Raw genomic sequence first — 20,735 nt, 5'->3', positions numbered from 1 at the left:
GTCATGACCATTTCACGAACCGAGCATGGCCACCCGATCCGGCACGCGCTGCTGACCGGTGCACTGGCGCTGCTGCCGGTGGCCGCTGCCGGCGCCTGGCAATCCGCGCCGCAGCCAGTGATCAAGCCGGTCCCGGTGGTGATCGCTCCCGCGCCCGATCTGCAGTTCCAGCAGACCGTGCAACAGCAGCAGGTGCGCGACGAGTTGCAGAAAAGCCAGCTGCAGCAGCAGCTGCATCAGTCGGTCTCGGACAACGCGAAGCGACCGGGTGCGAAGCACCCGCACTTGCAGCGGCAGCTGGACCAGGCCGATCGCGCGCAAGCCGATCGCGACCGTGCCGAGCAGGAGGCACGGCTCGATCGCTACCGTGACCGGACCGCGCTGCCGCGGGTGATTCCGCGGGACTTGCCGGCATCGGCGCGCAGCGGCAACTGATCAGCGGCGCCCGTGCAGCGATCGGCGCGCGGCCCCTGCCAGCAGCGCCAGCAGGGCCGCCAGATCCAGCCATGCGAACCAGTTGCCCCAACGCCCATACAGTGTGTGTGCCGTGCGCAGCGGCAGGTTGCCGACCAGTTCGGCATCATGTTTTTCGCTGGACGCCTCGGCCACCACGCGGCCGCGGTCGTCGCTCAGCGTGAGGCGGCCGGAACGCGCCGCGCGCGCCACCGCGAAACCGCCCTCCACGCCGCGCATGATCGCCATGCGGCTGTGCAACCAGCCGTCCACGCTGAAGTCCCATGCGGGTACCAGCAACAGCTGTGCATCGCGCGCGGCATAAGCATGGCCGATGTCGTGAAAGTCCATGTCCTTGCAGATCGCCAGGCCCACGCGCGGCGTGCCGTCGAGCATCCGGTAGCTGTCGCCCGGCGTGTAGTGGTCCTCGAAGCCGGGGATCAGGTGGCGCTTACTGTAAGTGCTCGGCGCGACGGCACCTGGCTGGAAGACCATCGACATGTTGCGCTCCGCCCGCGGGTCGCCCTTGAAATCGATGCCGGTGTCCACGACCAGGTCGTGCCGTTGCGCCAGTGCGGCGAACGCGGGGACGGTGGCATCGGCGTTGGCAAACGAGGTCTCCGGGATCACCACGGTGCGTGCGCCCCGGTCGGCGAGACGGTCGATTGCCGCGACGTAGCGGGCCTCCAGCGCCTGGCCGTCAGCAGAGTGCAGGGCAGGCCGGATCGGCTTTTCCAGCGACACCAGGCCGATTCGCATCACGGTCGTCGCCGGCTGCTGCAGGCGCCAGCAACCGTAGCCGAGCGCGGCGCCGAGCAGCAGCACGGCGATTGCGGCAACCGCGGCGCGGTCGCGCTTCGATGCAGCAGGTGCCATCTGCATCGCGAGCGCGGCCGGCAGCAGCAGCAACAGGAGGCTGATGCCCCAGAGGCCGGTGACGGCGGCGACCTGCAGGATTGGCAGCGCGTCCATCTGGGTATAGGCGATGCTGCCGAACGTGCCATGCGGCGAGAGCTGCGTGTTGAGGTATTCGATCGCGACCCACAGGGTCGGCACCGCCAGCACGGCCGCGATCGCGCGACCACGTAGCAGCAGCTGCCGGAACAGCAGCGTGCACAGGGTCAGCATCAGGGCGGGTCCGCCGATCGCGAGCAGAATCGTCGGCAGTGGCAAGCCGATGTAGCCGTGCAAATAATCCCACTGGTTCAGCCCGCCGAGTGCATACGCCGCGAACGCCGCCAGGGCAGCCCAGCGTGCACGTACACGCGGTGCCAGCAGCAGGACCGGCAAGGGCGCAAGCCAGGTCAGCCACCACAGCGGATGCAGGCCGCTTCCATGCCACCAGCCCAGCGCCGACAGCGCCGTGGCACTCAGACCAAGCGCCAGCCACTTGCGATCAACATTTGATGCCATCGATCAATTTCCCCAGCGATTCCAGATAGAAGTGGCGGAACTGCGCTTCGTCATAGCTGAAGCGCCCCGCGCGAAACAGCGCGATCAGCCCATGCGAGTGCGCCCACAGCGTCATCGCCACGTTCCACGGATCGTCCCGGCGCAGTAAACCCTGGCGCATGCCTTCGGTGATCGTGTCGGCGATGATCGTGAGCGTCGGCGACTGGCGCTCGCGGAAGTCCGCGGGGAAGCGTCGTGCATCGTCGCGACGTAGCGAGAACGCGTGATCGAACAAGTGCGGATGCGCCAGTGCGTAGTCCAGATACGGCTCCAGCAGGGCGATCAGGCGCTTGAGCACATCCGGGTGTTGCGCGTGCGCCTGCCATTCGTGCGCCACAGCATGGAAGCTGTCGTCGGACAGCCGCTTGAGCAGTGCTTCGCGATTCGGGAAATGCCGATAGATCGCCATTGGCGTGATGCCGACCGCCTCGGCTACGCGGCGCATGCTGACCGCATCCGCGCCACCCTGCTCGAACAGCTGGAGTGCGGCGCGCAGGATTTTTTCGGCGGTACCCGGGTGAGTCATGTATACAGTGTATACATCCGGCGACCGGCACATCAAGCGATCCGCGGCGGGGGCTTGCCAGTCCGCCAGTTCAAATATATGTTAGCACTAACACAAAAACTGACGGATGGTCCCATGGAGTTCGTGAACGAGTTGGGGCTGCTCGCCCTGGGCAGTCGCATGCGGGCGTTGAGCGATCGTCTGTATGCGATCGCGGACGAGGCCTATCAGCGCGGCGGCATCGCGGTGCAGGGGCGCTGGTTCCCGTTGCTGCGGCTGTTGCACGATCGCGGGCCGCGGACCGTCGGCGAGATCGCCGAAGCGATCGGGCAGACCCATTCCGCGGTCAGCCAGCTCGCCGACAAGCTGGTCCGCGACGGCTGGCTGGTGGTGAATGCCGATGCCGCCGACAAACGCCTGCGGCGGCTCGGCCTGACCGCGAAATCCCGGGCGGCCCTGCGCGATGCCAAGCCGGCGTGGCGGGCGATCCAGGAGGTGCTGGAATCGCGCTGCGGTGACGCCGGCATCGACGTGCTGGGCACGCTGTCCGGGTTTGCCCGGGTGCTGGAGCCGCCGATCCAGGAGGAGATCGCCGAACGCACGCTCGCGATCCAGCGCGAGGCGGTGCGCGTGGTCGGCTTCCAGCCGGAGCTGCGCGAACACTTCTACCGGCTCAACGCCGCATGGCTGCGCAAGTATTTCTACGTCGAGGAAATCGACGAACGCGTGCTGTCGAATCCGGAGCAGGAAATCCTTGCCGCTGGCGGACAGGTGTTCTTCGCGCTGCTGGGCGATGCGGTGGTGGGGACGTGCGCGTTGACGAAGGAGCCGGACGATTCCTGCGAGCTGACCAAGATGGCGGTGGACGAACGCTACCAGGGCCTCGGCATCGGTCGTCGCCTGATCGAGGCCGCGATCGAGGAATTCACCCTCCGTCGCGGCAAGACCCTGTTCCTGGAAACCAACAGCAAGTTGACGCCGGCGATCCGGCTGTACGAAAGCGTCGGCTTCGAGCATCAGCCCACGTCCCGGCCCGATTCTCACTACCGGCGAGCGAACGTCTACATGGTGTGGCGCGCGCCGCGTGCCGCGAACGCGAAAGCCGGCGCCCGCCCGCGGCGAAAGGGTGCCCGCGTCGCGTGACGTTCGCCACGGAGCGGTCGGCCGCGAGCGCCGCTCAACCCCGCGCGGTGAACAGGTCGCCGTGCGCGATGCGATCTTCCAGCGCGAGCAGGAAGCGCTTGGTCGGCAGGCCGCCGCCGAAGCCGGTGAGGCTGCCGTCGCTGCCGATCACGCGGTGGCACGGCAGCACGATCGGCAGCGGATTGCGCCCGTTCGCGGCGCCGACCGCACGCACCGCCGCCGGCTGGTCGATGCGCCGGGCCAGTTCGCCGTAGCTGATCGTGACGCCGTACGGAATGTGCGCCAGTTCCCGCCACACCGCGAGCTGGAACGGCGTGCCGAGCGGGCGCAGCGGCAGCTCGAACGTCTGCCGTTCGCCGGCGAAATATTCCTGCAGCTGCCGGTACGCGGCCGCGATCGGTGCCGACGCGTGCGGATCCGCCAGCAGGGTCCAGTGCGCCAGTGACGGTTTCGGGTGGCGTTCGCGTTCGAACCAGATCCCGCGCAGCGCGTCGTAGTCCGCGACCAGGCGCAGACGGCCGACCGGGCTCGGCATCTCGTGGTAGTGGATCGTGTCCGGCATAGTCGTCATGCGGGTAGTGCCGGTTTGCGGCCGCGTGCCCGCGTGGCCGCCGGCGTGCGTGCGGGCGGCGCCGCATCGGAGGCGCCGCGCCACAGGTGGATCACCGCATACGCGCGCCACGGCCGCCACGCTTCCGCGCACGCGGTCAGCGCCTTCGTGCTCAGCGGCAGCGCATCGGTGGTGGCCACGCGGCGCAGGATCAGGTCCGCCGCGGGGAACGCGTCCGGCTCGCTCAGCGCGCGCATCGCCATGTAATGGGCAGTCCATTCGCCGATGCCGGGCAGCGCGACCCAGCGCGCCACGAACGCATCCAGCGATTGCTCGCTGCGGAAATCCACGCGGCCGTCCAGCAGTGCCTGCGCCATCCCGCGCACGGTCGCCGCCCGCGTCGTGGTGAGGCCGATTTCGCGCAGGTCCGCGTCGGCCAGCGCGGCCGGTGTCGGGAACAACCGCTGCAGCCCCGGCATCGGCGACGTCGCCAGCGGTTCGCCCCAGCGCTGCACGATGCGCGTCGCCAGCGTGCGTGCCGCCGCCACGCTGATCTGCTGGCCGAGGATCGCGCGCACCGCGATCTCGAAGCCGTCCCAGCCACCGGGCAGGCGCAGGCCGGGGCGGCGCGCCAGCAGCGGGCCGAGCACCGCATCGTGGCGGAACGTGTCCGCGATCGCCTGCGGGTTCGCATCCAGGTCGAACATCCGCCGCAAGGTCGTCACCACGCCGAGCAGACGTCCCGGTTGCGGGCAATGCAGCTGCAGTTGCAGCGCGTGCCCGCCGTCCGGCCACGCGCGCAGCTGCAGCCAGCCCGGCGCGTCGGCCGGGCCGAACACACGCGCATAGCTGTGCTCGTCGACGTGCTCCACGCCGGGCAACGCGCGCGTGCGCAGGAAGCCGAGCAGCGCCTCGAAATCGTACGGCGGACGGTAACCGAGCCGCAGCGTCAGCAGGCCCGGTGGCGTCGGGCGCGGATGGCGGCGCAGCTCGCGCGGCGCGATGCGGTTCGCCTGCGCGAACGCCGCATTGAACCGGCGCAGGCTGCGAAAGCCCGAGGCCAGCGCGACCTCCGTCACCGGCAGCGCGGTTTCGGTCAGCAGCTGTTTCGCGAACAGCAGCCGGCGCGTCGTGTGCACGCTGATCGGCGGGGCGCCGACCCGATCGACGAACAGCCGGCGCAACTGCCGCGCGCCGACGCCGACCCGCGCCGCGAGCGCATCCAGCGATTGCTCCGTCAGCATGCCGCCCTCGATCAGCTTCAGCGCGCGCGCGACGACGTGATCGCCGCGCTGCCACTGGTCGTTGCCCGGCGCCAGCTCAGGCCGGCAGCGCAGGCACGGCCGGAAGCCAGCCGCTTCCGCTGCCGCCGCGTTCGCGTAATAGCGCACGTTCTGCGGTTTCGGCGCGGGCGCGGGGCACACCGGCCGGCAGTAGATTTTCGTGCTGGTGACGGCGGTGAAGAACAGACCGTCGAAGCGGGCATCGCGACTCAGCCGCGCCTGTTCGCAGACGCGGTGATCGGGCAGGGCGCTGGCGTGGGTTTCGGACATGCGCGCAGGCTAGCACCGTCCGCGGCAGTGGACTCGCCGTTTTCGGACATGGATGCCGGAGCCCGTCAGGCCCCCGGATCAGGCCCCGGGGTCGCTGCCGGCCGGCGTGTCCCGCGGGCAGGCATCGCGACGGCCGGCGCGGAACGCGGCGACCTGCGCGGCGGTCGCCGGCCGGGCTTCGTCGCCGCCGTCGAACGCGACACGCCAGACGCGGTCGCGGCCGCGCCGCCATACCGTGGCGAACCGGCCGATCCGCTCGCTCGCTGGCTTGTCCGCCGACGGCTGCGTCACGAGCAGGTACGCGCCGCTGGAATACGCGAGCGTGCCGTCCGCCGTCGTCACCACCTGCTGCGGATACCAGCTCAGTTGCACGTTCTTGCCGGCGATGATCGCGGCCCAGTGCTCGCGGATCGCGTCGCGGCCATGCGTCGGCGTGGCGGTGTTCGCATCGAACACCGCATCATCCGCGACGTGGCTCGCGAACGCGGCCGCGTCGTGCCGCTGCACGCTGCGCGCAAACGCCAGTTCGCGTTGCCACACCGCGCAGGCCGCCCCGTTCCGCCGCGGTTTCGCCGCCGGCGGCGCCGCCATCGCGCCAGACCAGGCGAGCAACAGTACCAACCCCATGATGCGTGACATCGCTCCACTCCCTCTGCATTTTTCGCCAGTCTCCATCGCGGGACGATTGCGTGCCAGTGCAGTGCGGTCGACGAGCCGGGCGTTCGGGGCGCCGGATCATCCGCCGTCGGGGACGGTGCCGGAATCAGGGCGCCGATCGGCCCGGTCTGATCCGATGCAGCATCACCAGCAACGCATTCAGCCCGAACGGCTTGCGCAGGATCGCGCAGCCGGCATAGAGCGGCGGCAGTTCGACCGTGCTCAACCCGGTCAGTACGCAGATCGGTACGTGCCGGGTGGCCAGTGAGGTGAACAGGGCGCTGGACGCGCCCACGGCGAGCCGGCCGTCGATCAACGCGATATCCGGCGTCGAGCTTTCCAGCAGTTCGCGCGCATCGCGCATGTTCGCGGCCGGACCGAGCACGCGGTATTCCCTCGATTCGAGCGCGATCTCCAGCGTGTCCGAAGTCAGCCTGTCGTTCTCAACCACCATCACCAGCGGCCAGTTCGGCGACGCGTCGTCCAGGTCGGGCAGTGCTGCGTGGTAGTTCATGGGATTCGGGCCGATGCTGGGGTGGGGTGGGCGTCATGCCGCAGGGGTGACGAACGCGCGGGTCGAACCGCATTCACGTGAACCGGCTGCGTTGCCTGCCGTCGCGATGGAGCCATCAGGCGCGCTCCGATGCGAACGTGGTGCGAAATGGCACGCATCGGCCAAGGTCGCCGTTCACATTCACGCTGCGCGCCGCATCCATCCCCGCGAATCCGCTTCCGCAGACAGCCGATACGGGCCAGTGCTACTGTCCAGCCATCGCTGCCTGGGGAGGCGCATGTCATGGGTTCAGGACCACGCGGGCTGCTGATTGCGGCCATTGTTCTGCTGGGTATCGGCGAGTTCGCCTGGGGCTGGCACTCGGTCATGGCAAGACTGGTCGCCACGCGCCAGGCGACGGCCGTGCCGCATCGCCCACCGCCACTGCCTGCCGCGAAAGCGCATCTGTTCACGCGCGACGAGGCGAATGCGTTCCTCGCCCGGGCGAAAAAGGCCGAGGCGATCGCCGATCCGCTGCAGCGCTGCCTCGCCTATCCCGATCCACCCGGCAGCCACTGGTCGCCCGATGCGGTGGCGGCGTTTTGTCGTTATTACCGGCTGCCGGTGATCACGTTTGCCGAGGCGCAACAGCTGATCCAGAGCGGGCACGCGGCCGAGCTCGATCACCGGCTGGCCGCGGCGCTACAGGCCCAGATGACCGAACCGGGATCGAAGGGCCTGCTCGATCGGATCTACCGCGAGGCGTTCCGCAACGGTTCGTTCGACATCCGTCCCACGCTCGATGCCTGGATGCGCGAGTCGCCCAACAGCGCCTTTGCGTATGCCGCCAGCGGGGTAGCGTATGAATCGATGGCGGGCGACGCCCGCGGTGGCGCCTACATGGCGGACACACCGCAGAGCAACGTCGATTCGATGGACAAGTTGCTGGGCCAGGCCGACCGCGACCTGCGCCGGGCGATCGCCCTGAATCCGCAAATGACCCCGGCCTACGTGGCGATGATCAATGCGGGCGGACTCGGTCTGGGGACGTCGTATGCGGAGGATGCCGCCCGACGCGGACTCGCCGTGGCTCCGGATGACTATGCGATCTACAGCATCCTGATGTGGGCGAAGCAGCCCAAGTGGGGCGGCTCGATCGGCGCGATGCGACAGCTCGCCGACCAGGCGCAGGCGCATGCGAAGGAGAATCCGCTGCTGGAGCTGTTGCAGTCGGAGGCCCCGTACTACGAGGCGAGCAATTGCGACTGCGACAGGGACACCGAGCTGGCAGCGTACCCGCCGGCGCTGGACCAGCTCGCCAGCACCAACGACCTGGCGGCGGCCGGTCACGCGGCGGACGGCACGCCCCGCGTGGAGACATCGCTGATCTACCTGTCGGAGGCGCTGCGCTTCGAGCCGACCCGCGACAACGAGCGCTTGCATCGGGCCTTCGACCTGGTCGATTTCGACGAGGCCGCCTGGGCGGTGGCCGAGGCGAACCGGCTGATCACGGCGTCGCCACGCAACGAGGATGCGTTCAAGGTGCGCGGCCATGCCTACGAGGCGATGAACGACTACGTCCATGCCGAACAGGATTTCCGCGCGGCGCTGGCGCTCGATCCGCACGACCTGTGGACACTGACCCAGCTCGGCGACATGTTCGTGAACTGGACGCACGAGTGGGACAAGGGCTGGGCCATCGCCGACCGGATGATCAGGGATCAGCCCGAAAACCCGTATGGCTGGTTCCTGCGCGCGACCATCCAGGAGCGCCAGCCGCGGGCCGGCCTGAAAGACACCGTCGATTACTTCGAGGCGCACTTCGGCAGCGACCCGCAGATGCGCGAGCAGGCCGTCCGGATGCGCGCGGCGCTGATCCTGCAGACCCATTCGGGCAGCAAGGTGCTTGCCGCCAAGGGTCAATCGACGGCGGGCAAGTCGGTGGCGGCCAGCCAGTGATGCACCGCCGGGCGGGCTAGTCGGGGCGCGGCGGAACGCGCCGGTCGTCCGGCGCAGGCGTGGCCGCATCGTGCGGCGCAGGCGTGGCCGCATCGTCCGGCGTGGCGGCGGTGGAGGGGCTGGGCGATCGATCGCCCGGGTCGGCCACTTCAGGTCGGTCGAGCGATTCGATCGGCACCGCTACCGCCGCCTCGATCGCGACCGGCGCGATCGCCGCCAATCCGCCCACCGGCGTTTCCCCGTCGCCGCGAAGCATGCTCGACAGCACGCCGTCGCGGCGGATCAGGCCGTGGTACAGCGCGGCGCCCAGGTGGGCGAGAAACGTCAGCACCAGCAGCAGCGCGAACCAGCCGTGCAGGTGGCGCAGCACCGCGAACCCGGTCGGGCTGGTCGGAAAGATCGGCGGCAGCCGCAGCGATTCGCCCAGCATCACCGGATAGCCGCCGGCCGACAGCATCGCCCAGCCGATCAGCGGCATCGCCAGCATCAGGAAATACAGCAGCCAGTGCGACGCATGCGCGGCCAGTTTCTGCACGGCCGGCAGGTCGGCGGGCAGCGGCGGGGGCGGATGGCGCAGGCGCACCGTCAGGCGCACCACGGCCAGGATCAGGATCGCGATGCCCAGCGGCTTGTGCAGGCGCAGCAGCCAGTCGTGGCGGGCGGAGACCGAGGCGACCATGCCGATGCCGATGAACAGCATCGCCAGGATCAGTGCGGCCATCAGCCAGTGCAGCACGCGGGCGGCCAGGGTGAAGTGGGTGGCGGATTTCATCGGTGGCTCTCCGGCGTCGAACGGGCGGCGGCTGTGCCGGGCAGGTGGGCTTCCTCGCTGGTGCGGCGCAGGTAGGAATCCGCATACGCGGCCGAGCGGGCCGGTAGCAGCGGGTCGTCCGAGGCCTCGATCCCGGCGGGCAGCACCAGCGGGTCGTAGTTGATGTCGCGGCACGGCCCGCTTTGCTGCGGCTCGGTGTGCTCGATCACCAGGGTGCCCGCATCCACCGTGGGACGGTCGGTGGGCCACGTCTTCGTTGCGTCGCTGGTCGGGTCGCCCGCGGCGGCCAGCGTCACCAGCAGATGCCAGCGCAGCGGACCTTGCGCCAGCCGCCGGCCGAGGTCGGCATCGAGATAATCCGACGCGGCCGGGGCCACGGCGCCCGCGGCGTCGGTGGCTTCCGGCACCATCCGCCAGCGCACCGGCTGGCGCTGGCCGCCGGCATCGACGAACACGAACGCGTCGAGGCCGTAGTAGCTGTCGGTGGCGAAGCTGGCCGACGGTCGGGCCGTCTTCGCCCAGGCGCGGAACGCCGCCGTTTCCGGATGTGCGGCGAAGAATGCCTTCAGCTTCGCCGGGTCCGGCTTGCCGGTGGCCGGGTCCGGCTGCTGCGCCTGCAACAGCGCATAGAACGCCTGCGGCGTGGCCACCGGAAACACCGGCATGCTGTTCATGCCGGTGCGCCACTGCTGCCCGTTCGCGAGCGCGAAGCGCAGCGCCATGCTGCGGATCGGCACGCTGCTGTCCGGCGCGTACGGGTTGCCGCCGGGGATCGCGAAGCGGCCCACCAGCGGCGTGCGACCCGGTGCGAACACCTGCGCCCGGGAATACGCCTGCGCCTGGCCATGGCTGTCGAAATAGCCGGTGACGCACACGCCCTTGGCATGGTTGCGCCGATAACCGGCAAACGTGCCGGCGTTGTGCTGCAGCTGGTTCACCAGCTTCGCCGGCGTCAGCCGCTGCGGTGCCAGCCAGCCGCCGACATAGCCGAACGCGCCCGCGGTGGCGGCGAGCACGGCGGCGATCAGCGCCCAGGAGCCGATGCGGCGGGTTGGCGTGGAGCGGGGGGATGCCGCGGGGGTGGGATCATGCATGGTCGATTCCTTGTCGGTGAGGCGCGGGGTCGCCTCGGGCATGTGCGGCGGCGGGACGTACTCCCTGCCGCTGGGTGTTCGTTGCGCAGGCGCGTGCGGTTACCCGGGCCGGCGAAGAAAATCGCCTGCGCCGCGGGCGCGCATCGATGGCGTGGCGGCCCCGTCGGCATCGGGCCGGGGCAGGGGCTGTCCTATACTCGGTCGCATGTCCCACCGGAGTCCTTCGTCCATGAACGCACCCACCCGCATCGACACCACCCGCACCATCCGCGCGCCGCGCGGCACCGAGCTTTCCTGCAAGAGCTGGCTCAGCGAGGCGCCGTTCCGCATGCTGCAGAACAACCTCGATCCGGAGGTGGCGGAGAACCCGGCCGAGCTGGTGGTGTACGGCGGCATCGGCCGCGCCGCGCGCAACTGGGAGTGCTTCGACGCGATCCTGCGGTCGCTGCGCGAGTTGAACGACGACGAGACGCTGCTGGTGCAGTCCGGCAAGCCGGTCGGCGTGTTCCGCACGCACAGGGACGCGCCGCGCGTGCTGATCGCGAATTCCAACCTGGTACCGCACTGGGCCACCTGGGAGCACTTCAACGAGCTCGACAAGAAGGGCCTGATGATGTACGGCCAGATGACCGCCGGCAGCTGGATCTACATCGGCTCGCAGGGCATCGTGCAGGGCACCTACGAGACGTTCGTCGAGATGGGTCGCCAGCATTACGGCGGAAATTTGAAGGGGCGCTGGATCCTCACGGCGGGCCTGGGCGGCATGGGCGGCGCGCAGCCGCTCGCGGCCAGCCTGGCCGGCGCGTGCAGCCTCAACATCGAATGCCAGCAGAGCCGCATCGACATGCGCCTGAAGACCCGCTACGTCGACGAGCAGGCCACCGACCTGGACGACGCGCTGGCGCGCATCGCGAAATACACCGCCGCCGGCGAGGCGAAGTCGATCGCGCTGCTCGGCAACGCGGCCGACATCCTGCCCGAGCTGGTCGCCCGCGACGTGCGCCCCGACGCCGTCACCGACCAGACCAGCGCGCACGACCCGGTCAACGGCTACCTGCCGATCGGCTGGACCGTGGAGCAGTGGTTCGAGCGCCGCAAGAACGATCCGCAGCGCACCCGCGACGCCGCCAAGCACTCGATGAAGATCCACGTCGAGGCGATGCTGGCGTTCCACGCCCAGGGCATCCCCACCTTCGACTACGGCAACAACATCCGCCAGATGGCGAAGGACGAAGGCCTCACCAACGCGTTCGCGTTCCCCGGCTTCGTGCCCGCCTACGTGCGCCCGCTGTTCTGCCGTGGCATCGGCCCGTTCCGCTGGGTCGCACTGTCCGGCGATCCGGAAGACATCTACAAGACCGACGCCAAGGTGAAGGAACTCATTCCCGACGACGCGGCGCTGCACAACTGGCTCGACATGGCGAAAGAGCGCATCAGCTTCCAGGGCCTGCCCGCCCGCATCTGCTGGGTCGGCCTGGGCCTGCGCGACAAGCTCGGCCTCGCGTTCAACGAGATGGTGCGCAACGGCGAGCTGAAGGCGCCGGTTGTCATTGGGCGCGACCACCTGGATTCGGGGTCGGTGGCGTCACCGAACCGGGAGACCGAGGCGATGAAGGACGGCTCGGACGCGGTGTCGGACTGGCCCTTGCTCAATGCGATGTTGAACGTGGCCGGTGGCGCGACCTGGGTGTCGCTGCATCATGGCGGCGGCGTGGGGATGGGCTATTCGCAGCACTCGGGGGTGGTGATTGTGTGCGATGGTACGAAGGAAGCGGATGAGCGGATTGCGCGGGTGCTGTGGAATGATCCGGGTACCGGGGTGATGCGGCATGCGGATGCGGGGTATGAGATTGCTGTTGAGTGTGCGCGGGAGCAGGGGTTGAGGTTGCCGATGGTGTGAGGCCAGAGAGCCGGAGCGAGACAAACACAGAATCGGAGAGGCTCCTTAACTATGGGATGCGAGATTGCGGGCGGGCCGATTAACAGCGCTTTATGCGCTAGGTAAACTCGCCCTGTTGAAAAGCACAAGGATGCAGGGGATCAAACATGGACACATTCGATCAATGGATGGCTGAGCGCGATGCGTGGCTTCAAACGGCTGCGGCAGATCTCTTGGAACATGGGAAGCCTAGCGCCACCCAGATCGCCCAGCTCGCCGACTATTGCATTATGGAGGAGCAAAAGAAGGCCTTTGCCGCTAAGCAGTTCCCGTCAGGAACCTTTTCAACCGATCAAACCGGGAAGGTGCTTCGCCTTCTCGGCGTGCGGGACCTACAAGGTATCAATGCCTTGGACCCTGCAGCCAAGCTCGACTTTGGCGATGCAGATATAACGATCGTCTATGGGCCGAATGGGTGCGGTAAGTCAGGCTTCGCACGGTTGCTTAAGCTGGCGACGGGCTCAAGAAAGAACACGCCCATCTTGCGAGACATCAACTCGAATGCTGAGGTGGACCAACAGGCTGTCTTCGAAATAGCAGAGAACGGGAACTCATTGACCCAGACTTGGACTGCTCTGTCGGGGCCGCTAGCCAAGCTAAAGCAAGTCCATGTGTACGACAGTGTCGTTGCGAGAAGCTATCTAGTAGATAAGGAAGAAGCTACTTATGAGCCTAGGCGCCTTCGGTTCCTGAGCGCTCTTTCTGATGTCTGCGACCAAGTCAGAGATGAACTGCGTGATCGCGAAAGTAAGCTCCTTTCGAAGCTTCCCACCATACCCGCCCATCTATCGCAAAGTAAGTTGGCATCGGTGCTCAGTACCTTGAGGGTGTCCGAGACGCACGAATCCTTCAAAAAGAAGGTCATTAAGAAGAAGGATCATGAGGAGAGGCGAGCGCGACTACAAGATGCGGTTAAGACCGCCGATCCGTCGGCTCGACTTCTTCAAATTGCCGCTTCCTTGAAGGTGGTTGAGGGGGGTGCTGCAAAGCTCAAATCGTTTGAAGAAGCGCTGTCTAAGGCATCAATATCCAAGGTATTGGACAGTCAGAAGAAATCACTAGATGCGCGCAAGGCAGCGGATGACCTCGCCAAATCAACGCTTACTGGATCGTCCTTGGAAGGCGTTGGCGGTAGCACCTGGAAGATTATGTGGGAGGCGGCGCGGGCGTTCTCCGTTACGCTGTCTCCGGTTCCTTTAGCATTTCCACCGACTGAGGGCGACCCCTGTCCACTTTGCCAAGCTTGCATCAGCAAGGAGACCGAGAGCAGGCTTGCGGCGTTCGAGGCCTTCGTTAAAGGCGAAGTTGAGAGCAACGCGAAGGCGGCAGAGCAAGAGCATGCGGACCTTATTAAAAAGCTCCCGGCGTTGCCTGCCGAAGCGGAATGGTTAGCAATGTTTCCTGTCGGTGAACAAGTCGTAGCATCCGTCTTTGCAATCATTAAAGGCGCCCTCGAAAAGGCTGGTGCTTCAAACTTTGAGGCGCTAAAAGAGGGCATTGACCGGGTGGGAATCGCCTCGCTTCACCAAGAGCTGGAGGCGTATAAGAGTCGCCTTCTAGAAGAGCGGGAGCTACTTAATGCTGCTTCGGACGCAGAAGGTCTCGCAAAACTTCTGGGTGAGTTGAGCGAACTTCAAATGGTGGATTGGTGCCACGACAACCTCCAGGCCATCTTGGACGAACTGGATCGGATCAAAAGAATTGACCTCATCAAGAAGGCATCTAAGCGCACTAACACTGCCGAGATAACGAAGAAGAAGACTGCCCTTGCTAAGGAAGAGCTTGTTGGCGGATATCAAGATAGGTTTGTCAAAGAGTTGAAATTCTTTGGAGCCAACCGCATTGCGGTTAAACCAAATGAGACGTCCGGAGCCAAAGGGAAGGTCAAATTCGTCCTCAACATTGCAGGCGCTGAGAAGGCCTCTCTTGAGGAGGTGTTGAGCGAGGGTGAGGCTCGGGTCGTCTCGCTTTCGAATTTTCTGGCGGACACGAGCATATCGCCTATAACATCTCCTTTTATTTTCGATGATCCAGTCTCATCGCTGGATATCGAATTTGAGGAGCGGGTGGCTCAACGTCTCATTGAGTTAGCAAAGATTCGACAGGTTATCGTGTTCACCCACCGGCTATCCTTGGCGTGCATCCTGCGAGATGCATACAAGCGGTATGCAGCGACTCAAAAGAGCACGGGAGACGGTAAGGCGATCTCCCTCAGGGAAGTCGTACTGTGCCGAATCGAGAAACGAATCGGACTTACTGCCGGATTAAATACGCTTAGTGGTTCCATCCCTCAGGGCCTTGAAAGTCTTCTTTCTCGCGTCAAGCAAGCCAAGGTTAAGGAGGAGGGTGGCGATTACGCTGGCTACCAGTCCGATGTGAAGAGCATCTGTAGTGATATGCGCATGCTCTGTGAGCGTTCCGTCGAGGAGGTCCTGCTCCTCGGTATTGTGACCCGCTTTAAGCGGGGCATAAACACTAAGGACAAACTTCACCCGCTCACGAAAATCAGTCCTGAGGACTGCTCTTTTGTTGATGATCTAATGACGAAGTACTCCGTCTATGAGCATTCGCAATCATCAGAGCTTCCTTCGACGCCACCTGCGCTAGACGAGCTGAAAGGTGATATCGAAGCGCTCAAGTCGTGGTCTGCCGAGTTCAAGAAAAGGACTGCCACTTAAAGCTATTAGAGCTAACGGGGCCAGGTTCACTTATCGGATGTAGAGGAAGACAGCCCGATGAAATAAGGGGTCAGGTTCATTTTCCGGCTGGGGATAAATGAACCTGACCCCTTTCTTATACAGGGTGACGTGAAGGGGAGTACCTGCAAGCCGGAGGTGCGGGCGACGTGGCATCCCCGCAAGCGTTCCGGCAGGCGATTGTCCGCGCAGCCGGTGGAGCGGGACGCCTGCGGAAGGGTTCCGCTTGGGGGGGGGGCTGTTAACTCCCTCTGTCCCTTTTAAAGCCTGCCGTCTACTAGTGCTGCCTAGGCATTTCAGGGCCACGATCACTCTCCCGTGAGCCCGTATCCCTCGGGCCGGTGTCTTTGGGTCCCGTATCCTTCGGGCCGGTGTCTCTGGGGCCAGTATCTTTCGGGCCAGTATCCCTGGGGCCGAAGTCGCGGAAGTCACTTGGGTGATCATGAGGTTCATGATCGCCGCGTGAGACGTTATTCGATTGATTTGTCGGGCTTGCCGGAGTGCTCGCTTTAGCTTTCGCGTTCGCTTCCGCGAGGGCCTTTGCAGCGGCCTTCTTTCTCTGAATATCAACGCGTGCCTGGATGATGGCCGCTTTCAGCTCGGACAGCCGCCCCCTCAGGCGCGAGAGCGAGCGGCGCTGGTCAGTTAATCGGCCCAGTTCATTGCCGCGGGTTACGTAGTCCGTGAAACTGTCCTCCAAGGACTGTTGTTCCTTCTTGCCACGTACTACGTCTTTTCCTTTTAGGCCAGCCTCGCTTTTCGATAGGTCGCCCGCTGACAAGGCTTTCGTAGCGCCTGATATAGCGTCCTTGACCATTTTCGCACCGAGCTTGGCGTGCTTCTCTCCTGTCTCCCTGGAGGCACCGGCTTCAATCTGCGCTGTTCTTGCTCGCGAATCTGCGAGCTGCTGGTCAACGCTCTTAATGGCGCGATCCGCGATTTTCTCAAGCTCCGACAACGTGGGAAGCCCCTGGCGCTGTGGGTGATCCACGCCTGCGGCATTCCCCACCACGGGAATGCCTAGTAGGGCGGCCAAGACTGCAATGCGGCAATAGGAGTACATGGTGACCATCCTCGGTGCCGCTACCCCAGCACTCGATTTGCCCGTGTTCCCCTGCTGAACCGAAGCATGCTCTCTTCTGGTCTTGGCACGCAAGAACTAGCAAAACAGGGGCGAAAACAGGGGTCAGAGTGCACTTTCTGGAAGTGATCGCCACCAAATAAAGGGGACGTGGCTAATTAAATCCGGTCGCCGTCTGGCAGGGCGGGCCGCCTGCCTGACTCCGGCTCTGCTCTTGCCTGGCGTCGCCATGACGCTGGCGGTACGCCCATGGATCGCTTGAAGGCGCGTGAGAACGATGCCTCGGATTCATAACCCACGTCCTGGGCCACGCTTAGGACGGTGGCCCCGGTGTCGCGCAGCAGCGCGGCTCCGGCCTGCATACGCCATTGGGTGAGGTATTGCATGGGAGTCTGCCCGATCATGTCCGCGAAGCGTTCGTGGAATGCGGAACGGGACAGCCCGACGCGCCGGCCAAGCTCGGCCACGTTCCAGGGTTCAGCCGGCTTGGCATGCATGAGCGCCAGCGCATGTCCCACGTGCCGGTCGCGCAGTCCGGCAAGCCAGCCGCTGCTTTCGTCCGGCAAGGTTCGCAGGTAGTGCCTGACGGCATCGATGAAGAGCATCTCGCTTAGGCGCTCCAGCATTGCATTGCCCCCCGGGCGGGGGCATGAAGCTTCGGTCGCCGCCTGACGCATGCATTGCAAGGCCCAGTCCTGACCGGAGCCGGAGCGCAGATGCATGAGCTGGGGCAGCGAGGCGATCAGTGGATTGAAGGGCCGCAGGTCGCAGCCCAGGAAGCCGCACACGAGGACCGTCCCCGGCGGATCTTCATGGAGTTTGCCGAGCCGTATTTCGCGGGCGTCCAGGTGCAGTTGGAAAGGGCGCGGCTCATCCACGCGCGCGAAATAGCCCTCCGGATTCGCGGGCGCACGCATGCCCGGCGCGCTCGAAATCACGTGGGGATTACCGTGCGGGAAGAGGATGACGTCGCCCGCATCCAGGCGAACCGGTTCACCGCCGACCACGGAACCCCAGCCCGATCCCGAGATCACCGCGTGGAATTCGATTACGTGCTCGGAGCCCGGCATGACGGCCGCCGCGATCTCGCGCGAGGGCGGAGCTTCGGCCGCCCACGCGCCCGTCCCGTTGACGTGGAAGTAGAGCGCGCCGCGCAACCGCACGCTGCGCAAGACGTCCGAGAGCAGATCCTGGTTCATGTCGTGTTGGCGGCCGGGCCGAGCTGACTGGGGCGATGGGTGACCATTGTGGACCCGTGATCAAGCGTCGGCGACTGCCTGCAGGGCGGTCGATCCGCCCCGGGCTGCAGGATGTCACCCGTCAACGTTGCCCGCGAAGCGTGGCCGTGACCCGGCTTGCCCATCGGTGGGCTGGCAGGTCCCTTGTGCCGAGAGGTCGATACAAGCATGAGTACATCATCATTCGTGGCGGAAGACGTCGTTCGCCGTCATTTGCGGGCTTTTCTGGAGCAGCGGGGCATCGACGCCATCGTCGGCGACTATGCCGACGACGCATGCTTCATCTCCGAGAGCCGGGTATACCGCGGCACCCGCGAGATACGGCAGTTCTTCGAGGATTTCATCGCCGGGCTGCCGCCGGATGTGATCGGACAGTTCCTGCTGCGCAGCGCCCGGTTCGTCGACCACGTCGCGTACATCACCTGGAGTGCTGGTACGGCCATGCCGCTTGGCACGGACACCTTTCTCGTGCGAGACGGGAAGATCGTGTTGCAGACGTTTGCCATGTACGCGTCGACGAACGCGTGACCGCCCATGAATCCGATCATCCTCAACAAGAAAGGTAAGCATATGAATGCGCGGGTTTCTTTTCTCTACGGCGTGGCTGTCTACGGCGCGTGCCTCCTGACCCTGCTTTACCTGATTGGCTTCACCGGCAACCTGTGGGTGCCTGCGTCGGTCGACCACGGACACGCCGCGCCATGGCCCGAGGCGGTCTGCGTGGATCTGTTCCTGCTCGTCCTGTTCGGAGTGCAGCACAGCGTGATGGCGCGCGGGTCATTCAAGCGATGGTGGACACGCATCGTTCCGCCTGCCGTGGAAAGAAGCACGTTCGTGCTCGCCACATGCCTGGTGCTGGCGTTGCTGTTCTGGCAATGGCGGACGCTGCCGGAACCGGTCGTGTGGCGGGTCGATCACCCGCGCGCGGCGGAGGTGCTGGTTGGCCTGTACTGGTTTGGCTGGGCGCTGGTTCTGCTCAGCACATTTCTCATCAACCACTTCGAGCTGTTCGGATTGCAGCAGGTATTTGCCGACCTGACCGGCCGCGACATGCCGGCCGCCCGGTTCAGGACGCCGTCCCTGTACCGCTACGTTCGCCATCCGCTCTACCTCGGGCTTCTGATCGCCTTCTGGTCGGTGCCGGTCATGACGGCCGGTCACGTACTGTTCTCGGCCGGAGCCAGTGCCTACATCTTCGTCGGAATCTGGTTCGAGGAGCGCGACCTGGTTGCACTGTTCGGCGGACGCTATCGGCGGTATCGACAGGAGGTCGGGATGCTGCTGCCGGTCCGCGGCCGCATGCGAATTAAAGGAATTAAAGGGGACGTGGCCAATTAAATCGGCTCGCGAAGGCTGGCTTGCCGGGGCCGTCCGCGGCGCCGGCAGGCGGCGGGGCGACCGAGCGTGGTTTCCACCATGTGCTGGAAGCGCTCATCGCCTAGCGCGCGTTCCTGGCTGGCGTATGCGCGCAGGCGCTGCAAGTCATCGGGCGCGATGCCGGCGTCCAGCCACTGTCGATAGGCATGGGCGCGCTCGTAGCGGTCGCTCCCCATCGCGAGGTAGAGCGGGTGGGGCGTGATGAGCGGATCGCGGGCGCGGGCCAGGTGCGTGTGCACGCTGGACCATCGGTAGTCCTGCGGCGCCTCGACCATGGCGGTGCGCACGGGGTTGAGTTCGATATAGCGCATGACGGTCAGCAGATAGCGTTCGCTCTGCACCAGGCAGGACTTGAAGCGCCCTTGCCACAGCGCGCCGCATCGCCTGTGCCGGAAATTGAATGCCTGCACGTAGGACTGGCCGATCCAGCCCATCGCACGTGACAGCGCTCCCACCGCGCCGGGCGTCACCAGCAGGTGGAAGTGGTTGTCCATCAGGACGAACGCATGCAGGGCAATGCCGTGATCGCGGAAGGCGCAGCGGAGCAGGCGCCTGAAGTGGTAGCGATCGTCCGCGTCGAGGAAGATCGCCCCCTTGTTGATGCCGCGTTGCGTAACATGCAGCGGGACACCTGGCAGTTCGAGACGCGGCCGTCGTGGCATGGCAATCACCGATGCGAGATCAGCTGCTACGGTGCTGCGTCGGAACGCTTCGAGAGTGCATTCTTGAAGCGACCATTGTAGAAAGCTCATTGTAGATTCGCGTTTCCGGTTTCCCATCGCCCCAGGCAGCCTGCCATGTCGATCGAATCCGCCGGCACCCCGTTCCTGTATGCGGCGTTCACGCTGCTGGTCCTCGTCTTGCTGGCGGTGGATTTTCTCGTGCTGCGAGCCGAGGGCGCCCATCGGGTGAGCGTGAAGGAGGCTGCCGCGTGGACGGTGGTGTGGGTGCTGGTGTCGCTCGCGTTCTGCGGCTGGCTCTGGTGGTACCTGGACGGGCGGTTCCCGCGGGAGGTGGCGAACAAGAAGGCGCTGGAGTACCTCAGCGGTTACCTGATCGAGAAGGCGCTGGCGACCGACAACGTCTTCATGTGGATCACCTTCTTCCAGTTCTTTGCCGTGCCGGCGGCTTACCAGAAGCGCGTGCTGTTGTATGGCGTGCTCGGCGCGATCGTCATGCGCGCGGTGTTGATCTTCGTCGGGGCGGTGCTGCTGGCGCGCTTCCACTGGGTGCTTTACGTGTTCGGCTTCATCCTGCTGCTGACCGGCGGCAAGATGCTGCTGTTCGCCGGCAAGCAGGTGTCGCTGGACACCAATCCGGTGCTGCGCTGGATGCGCCGCCACATGCGGATGACCGACGAGCACCACGGCGAGAAGTTCTTCGTGGTGAAGCAGGGGTTGCGCTACGCCACGCCGCTGTTCGTGGTGCTGATCCTGGTGGAGGTGACGGACCTGATCTTCGCGGTCGATTCAATTCCGGCGATCTTCGCGGTCACCAACGACCCGTTCATCGTGTTCACCTCGAACATCTTCGCGATCCTCGGACTGCGGGCGATGTACTTCCTGCTCGCCGACATGGCCGAGCGCTTCCACCTGCTCAAGTACGGCCTGGCGGTGATCCTGATTTTCATCGGGGTGAAGATGCTGCTGCTGGACGTGTACAAGATCCCGGTCGGCATCGCTCTGGGCGTGGTCGGGTTGATCCTTGCGGTGTCAGTGTCAGCGAGCCTTCTCACGTCCCGAATTAAAGGGGACGTGGCCAATTGAATTTCAC

18 protein-coding genes and 1 pseudogene are annotated in these 20,735 nt (G+C 65.5%); 8 read left to right on the top strand and 11 right to left on the bottom strand.

What is annotated here, in order from left to right:
* Positions 1–3 precede the first annotated feature (3 nt).
* Positions 4–435 carry a hypothetical protein gene (locus tag ACFPPA_RS10020; protein WP_377319626.1) on the top strand — a complete coding sequence of 144 codons (432 nt, stop codon included), beginning with the start codon at positions 4–6 and terminating at the stop codon, positions 433–435.
* On the opposite strand, the gene ACFPPA_RS10015 is transcribed toward ACFPPA_RS10020, so the two are convergent.
* Together ACFPPA_RS10015 and ACFPPA_RS10010 are read right to left on the bottom strand one after the other, a co-directional pair.
* Positions 436–1,866, bottom strand: coding sequence for a nitrilase-related carbon-nitrogen hydrolase (locus ACFPPA_RS10015; protein WP_377319625.1), 1,431 nt, complete (start codon positions 1,864–1,866; stop codon positions 436–438).
* A complete protein-coding gene (locus ACFPPA_RS10010; RefSeq protein WP_377319624.1) occupies positions 1,850–2,431 on the bottom strand; it encodes a TetR/AcrR family transcriptional regulator in 582 nt (193 codons plus the stop codon). The genes ACFPPA_RS10015 and ACFPPA_RS10010 overlap by 17 nt, the downstream gene beginning before the upstream one ends.
* 114 nt (positions 2,432–2,545) lie before the next feature.
* On the opposite strand from ACFPPA_RS10010, the gene ACFPPA_RS10005 reads away from it, so the two are divergent.
* On the top strand, positions 2,546–3,553 hold the full coding sequence (locus tag ACFPPA_RS10005; RefSeq protein WP_377319623.1) for a bifunctional helix-turn-helix transcriptional regulator/GNAT family N-acetyltransferase: 1,008 nt from the start codon (positions 2,546–2,548) through the stop codon (positions 3,551–3,553).
* Positions 3,554–3,587: 34 nt separating this feature from the next.
* Here the strand turns inward: ACFPPA_RS10005 and ACFPPA_RS10000 are convergent, their stop codons facing one another.
* The 4 genes from ACFPPA_RS10000 to ACFPPA_RS09985 all read right to left on the bottom strand — a co-directional run bounded on the left by ACFPPA_RS10000 (position 3,588) and on the right by ACFPPA_RS09985 (position 6,827).
* Entirely contained in the window at positions 3,588–4,124 is a 537-nt protein-coding gene (locus ACFPPA_RS10000) for a methylated-DNA--[protein]-cysteine S-methyltransferase (RefSeq protein WP_377319622.1), read from the bottom strand.
* Entirely contained in the window at positions 4,121–5,656 is a 1,536-nt protein-coding gene (locus tag ACFPPA_RS09995; protein WP_377319621.1) for a DNA-3-methyladenine glycosylase 2 family protein, read from the bottom strand. The genes ACFPPA_RS10000 and ACFPPA_RS09995 overlap by 4 nt, the downstream gene beginning before the upstream one ends.
* 78 nt (positions 5,657–5,734) lie before the next feature.
* Positions 5,735–6,295, bottom strand: coding sequence for a YybH family protein (locus ACFPPA_RS09990; protein WP_377319620.1), 561 nt, complete (start codon positions 6,293–6,295; stop codon positions 5,735–5,737).
* Positions 6,296–6,419: 124 nt separating this feature from the next.
* Positions 6,420–6,827, bottom strand: coding sequence for a response regulator (locus tag ACFPPA_RS09985; RefSeq protein WP_377319619.1), 408 nt, complete (start codon positions 6,825–6,827; stop codon positions 6,420–6,422).
* Positions 6,828–7,109: 282 nt separating this feature from the next.
* On the opposite strand from ACFPPA_RS09985, the gene ACFPPA_RS09980 reads away from it, so the two are divergent.
* Positions 7,110–8,765 (top strand): tetratricopeptide repeat protein, encoded by a 1,656-nt coding sequence (locus ACFPPA_RS09980; protein ID WP_377319618.1) that lies wholly within the window; start codon positions 7,110–7,112, stop codon positions 8,763–8,765.
* A 241-nt stretch (positions 8,766–9,006) separates the two neighbouring features.
* Here the strand turns inward: ACFPPA_RS09980 and ACFPPA_RS09975 are convergent.
* Positions 9,007–9,537: pseudogene (locus ACFPPA_RS09975) on the bottom strand (cytochrome b); the annotation flags it as partial.
* A complete protein-coding gene (locus ACFPPA_RS09970; RefSeq protein ID WP_377319617.1) occupies positions 9,534–10,631 on the bottom strand; it encodes a catalase family peroxidase in 1,098 nt (365 codons plus the stop codon). The pseudogene ACFPPA_RS09975 and the gene ACFPPA_RS09970, both read right to left, overlap by 4 nt.
* A 229-nt stretch (positions 10,632–10,860) precedes the next feature.
* Here ACFPPA_RS09970 and hutU point away from each other — a divergent pair, with 229 nt between their 5' ends.
* Positions 10,861–12,531, top strand: a complete 1,671-nt coding sequence (gene hutU, locus ACFPPA_RS09965) for a urocanate hydratase (protein WP_377319616.1) — start codon at positions 10,861–10,863, stop codon at positions 12,529–12,531.
* Between the two features lie 146 nt (positions 12,532–12,677).
* Positions 12,678–15,248: an AAA family ATPase gene (locus tag ACFPPA_RS09960; RefSeq protein WP_377319615.1), complete on the top strand. Its 2,571-nt coding sequence runs from the start codon at positions 12,678–12,680 to the stop codon at positions 15,246–15,248.
* Positions 15,249–15,543: 295 nt separating this feature from the next.
* Here ACFPPA_RS09960 and ACFPPA_RS09955 read toward each other — a convergent pair whose 3' ends face one another.
* Entirely contained in the window at positions 15,544–16,329 is a 786-nt protein-coding gene (locus tag ACFPPA_RS09955; RefSeq protein WP_377319614.1) for a hypothetical protein, read from the bottom strand.
* A 176-nt stretch (positions 16,330–16,505) separates the two neighbouring features.
* The gene (locus ACFPPA_RS09950; protein ID WP_377319613.1) at positions 16,506–17,546 is read right to left on the bottom strand and encodes an AraC family transcriptional regulator; all 1,041 of its coding nucleotides are present in this window, start codon (positions 17,544–17,546) and stop codon (positions 16,506–16,508) included.
* Between the two features lie 225 nt (positions 17,547–17,771).
* Here ACFPPA_RS09950 and ACFPPA_RS09945 point away from each other — a divergent pair, with 225 nt between their 5' ends.
* Entirely contained in the window at positions 17,772–18,113 is a 342-nt protein-coding gene (locus ACFPPA_RS09945) for a hypothetical protein (RefSeq protein WP_377319612.1), read from the top strand.
* A gap of 6 nt (positions 18,114–18,119) precedes the next feature.
* On the top strand, positions 18,120–18,923 hold the full coding sequence (gene mddA / locus ACFPPA_RS09940; protein ID WP_377319611.1) for a methanethiol S-methyltransferase: 804 nt from the start codon (positions 18,120–18,122) through the stop codon (positions 18,921–18,923).
* Here mddA and ACFPPA_RS09935 read toward each other — a convergent pair.
* Complete coding sequence (locus tag ACFPPA_RS09935; protein ID WP_377319610.1) at positions 18,920–19,624, bottom strand: transposase; 705 nt, start codon at positions 19,622–19,624, stop codon at positions 18,920–18,922. The two genes, mddA and ACFPPA_RS09935, sit on opposite strands and share 4 nt — an antisense overlap.
* A gap of 141 nt (positions 19,625–19,765) precedes the next feature.
* On the opposite strand from ACFPPA_RS09935, the gene ACFPPA_RS09930 reads away from it, so the two are divergent.
* Positions 19,766–20,728: a TerC family protein gene (locus tag ACFPPA_RS09930; RefSeq protein ID WP_377320671.1), complete on the top strand. Its 963-nt coding sequence runs from the start codon at positions 19,766–19,768 to the stop codon at positions 20,726–20,728.
* Positions 20,729–20,735 lie beyond the last annotated feature (7 nt).

The sequence above is a fragment of the Rhodanobacter ginsengisoli genome (assembly GCF_042657065.1).
GTDB classification, from domain to species: Bacteria; Pseudomonadota; Gammaproteobacteria; order Xanthomonadales; family Rhodanobacteraceae; genus Rhodanobacter; species Rhodanobacter ginsengisoli.
Note: the sequence above shows the minus strand (reverse complement) of the source record. Positions and strands in the feature narration are given on the sequence as shown.

Bases quoted from the DNA above. Each gene is read 5' to 3' on its own strand.
- ACFPPA_RS10000 (WP_377319622.1), bottom strand. From the start codon at position 4,124: ATGACGACTATGCCGGACACGATCCACTACCACGAGATGCCGAGCCCG.
- hutU (WP_377319616.1), top strand. From the start codon at position 10,861: ATGAACGCACCCACCCGCATCGACACCACCCGCACCATCCGCGCGCCG.
- ACFPPA_RS10015 (WP_377319625.1), bottom strand. From the start codon at position 1,866: ATGGCATCAAATGTTGATCGCAAGTGGCTGGCGCTTGGTCTGAGTGCC.
- ACFPPA_RS09960 (WP_377319615.1), top strand. From the start codon at position 12,678: ATGGACACATTCGATCAATGGATGGCTGAGCGCGATGCGTGGCTTCAA.
- ACFPPA_RS09985 (WP_377319619.1), bottom strand. From the start codon at position 6,827: ATGAACTACCACGCAGCACTGCCCGACCTGGACGACGCGTCGCCGAAC.
- ACFPPA_RS10005 (WP_377319623.1), top strand. From the start codon at position 2,546: ATGGAGTTCGTGAACGAGTTGGGGCTGCTCGCCCTGGGCAGTCGCATG.
- ACFPPA_RS09995 (WP_377319621.1), bottom strand. From the start codon at position 5,656: ATGTCCGAAACCCACGCCAGCGCCCTGCCCGATCACCGCGTCTGCGAA.
- ACFPPA_RS10010 (WP_377319624.1), bottom strand. From the start codon at position 2,431: ATGACTCACCCGGGTACCGCCGAAAAAATCCTGCGCGCCGCACTCCAG.
- ACFPPA_RS09935 (WP_377319610.1), bottom strand. From the start codon at position 19,624: ATGCCACGACGGCCGCGTCTCGAACTGCCAGGTGTCCCGCTGCATGTT.
- mddA (WP_377319611.1), top strand. From the start codon at position 18,120: ATGAATCCGATCATCCTCAACAAGAAAGGTAAGCATATGAATGCGCGG.
- ACFPPA_RS09955 (WP_377319614.1), bottom strand. From the start codon at position 16,329: ATGTACTCCTATTGCCGCATTGCAGTCTTGGCCGCCCTACTAGGCATT.
- ACFPPA_RS09970 (WP_377319617.1), bottom strand. From the start codon at position 10,631: ATGCATGATCCCACCCCCGCGGCATCCCCCCGCTCCACGCCAACCCGC.
- ACFPPA_RS10020 (WP_377319626.1), top strand. From the start codon at position 4: ATGACCATTTCACGAACCGAGCATGGCCACCCGATCCGGCACGCGCTG.
- ACFPPA_RS09980 (WP_377319618.1), top strand. From the start codon at position 7,110: ATGGGTTCAGGACCACGCGGGCTGCTGATTGCGGCCATTGTTCTGCTG.
- ACFPPA_RS09990 (WP_377319620.1), bottom strand. From the start codon at position 6,295: ATGTCACGCATCATGGGGTTGGTACTGTTGCTCGCCTGGTCTGGCGCG.
- ACFPPA_RS09950 (WP_377319613.1), bottom strand. From the start codon at position 17,546: ATGAACCAGGATCTGCTCTCGGACGTCTTGCGCAGCGTGCGGTTGCGC.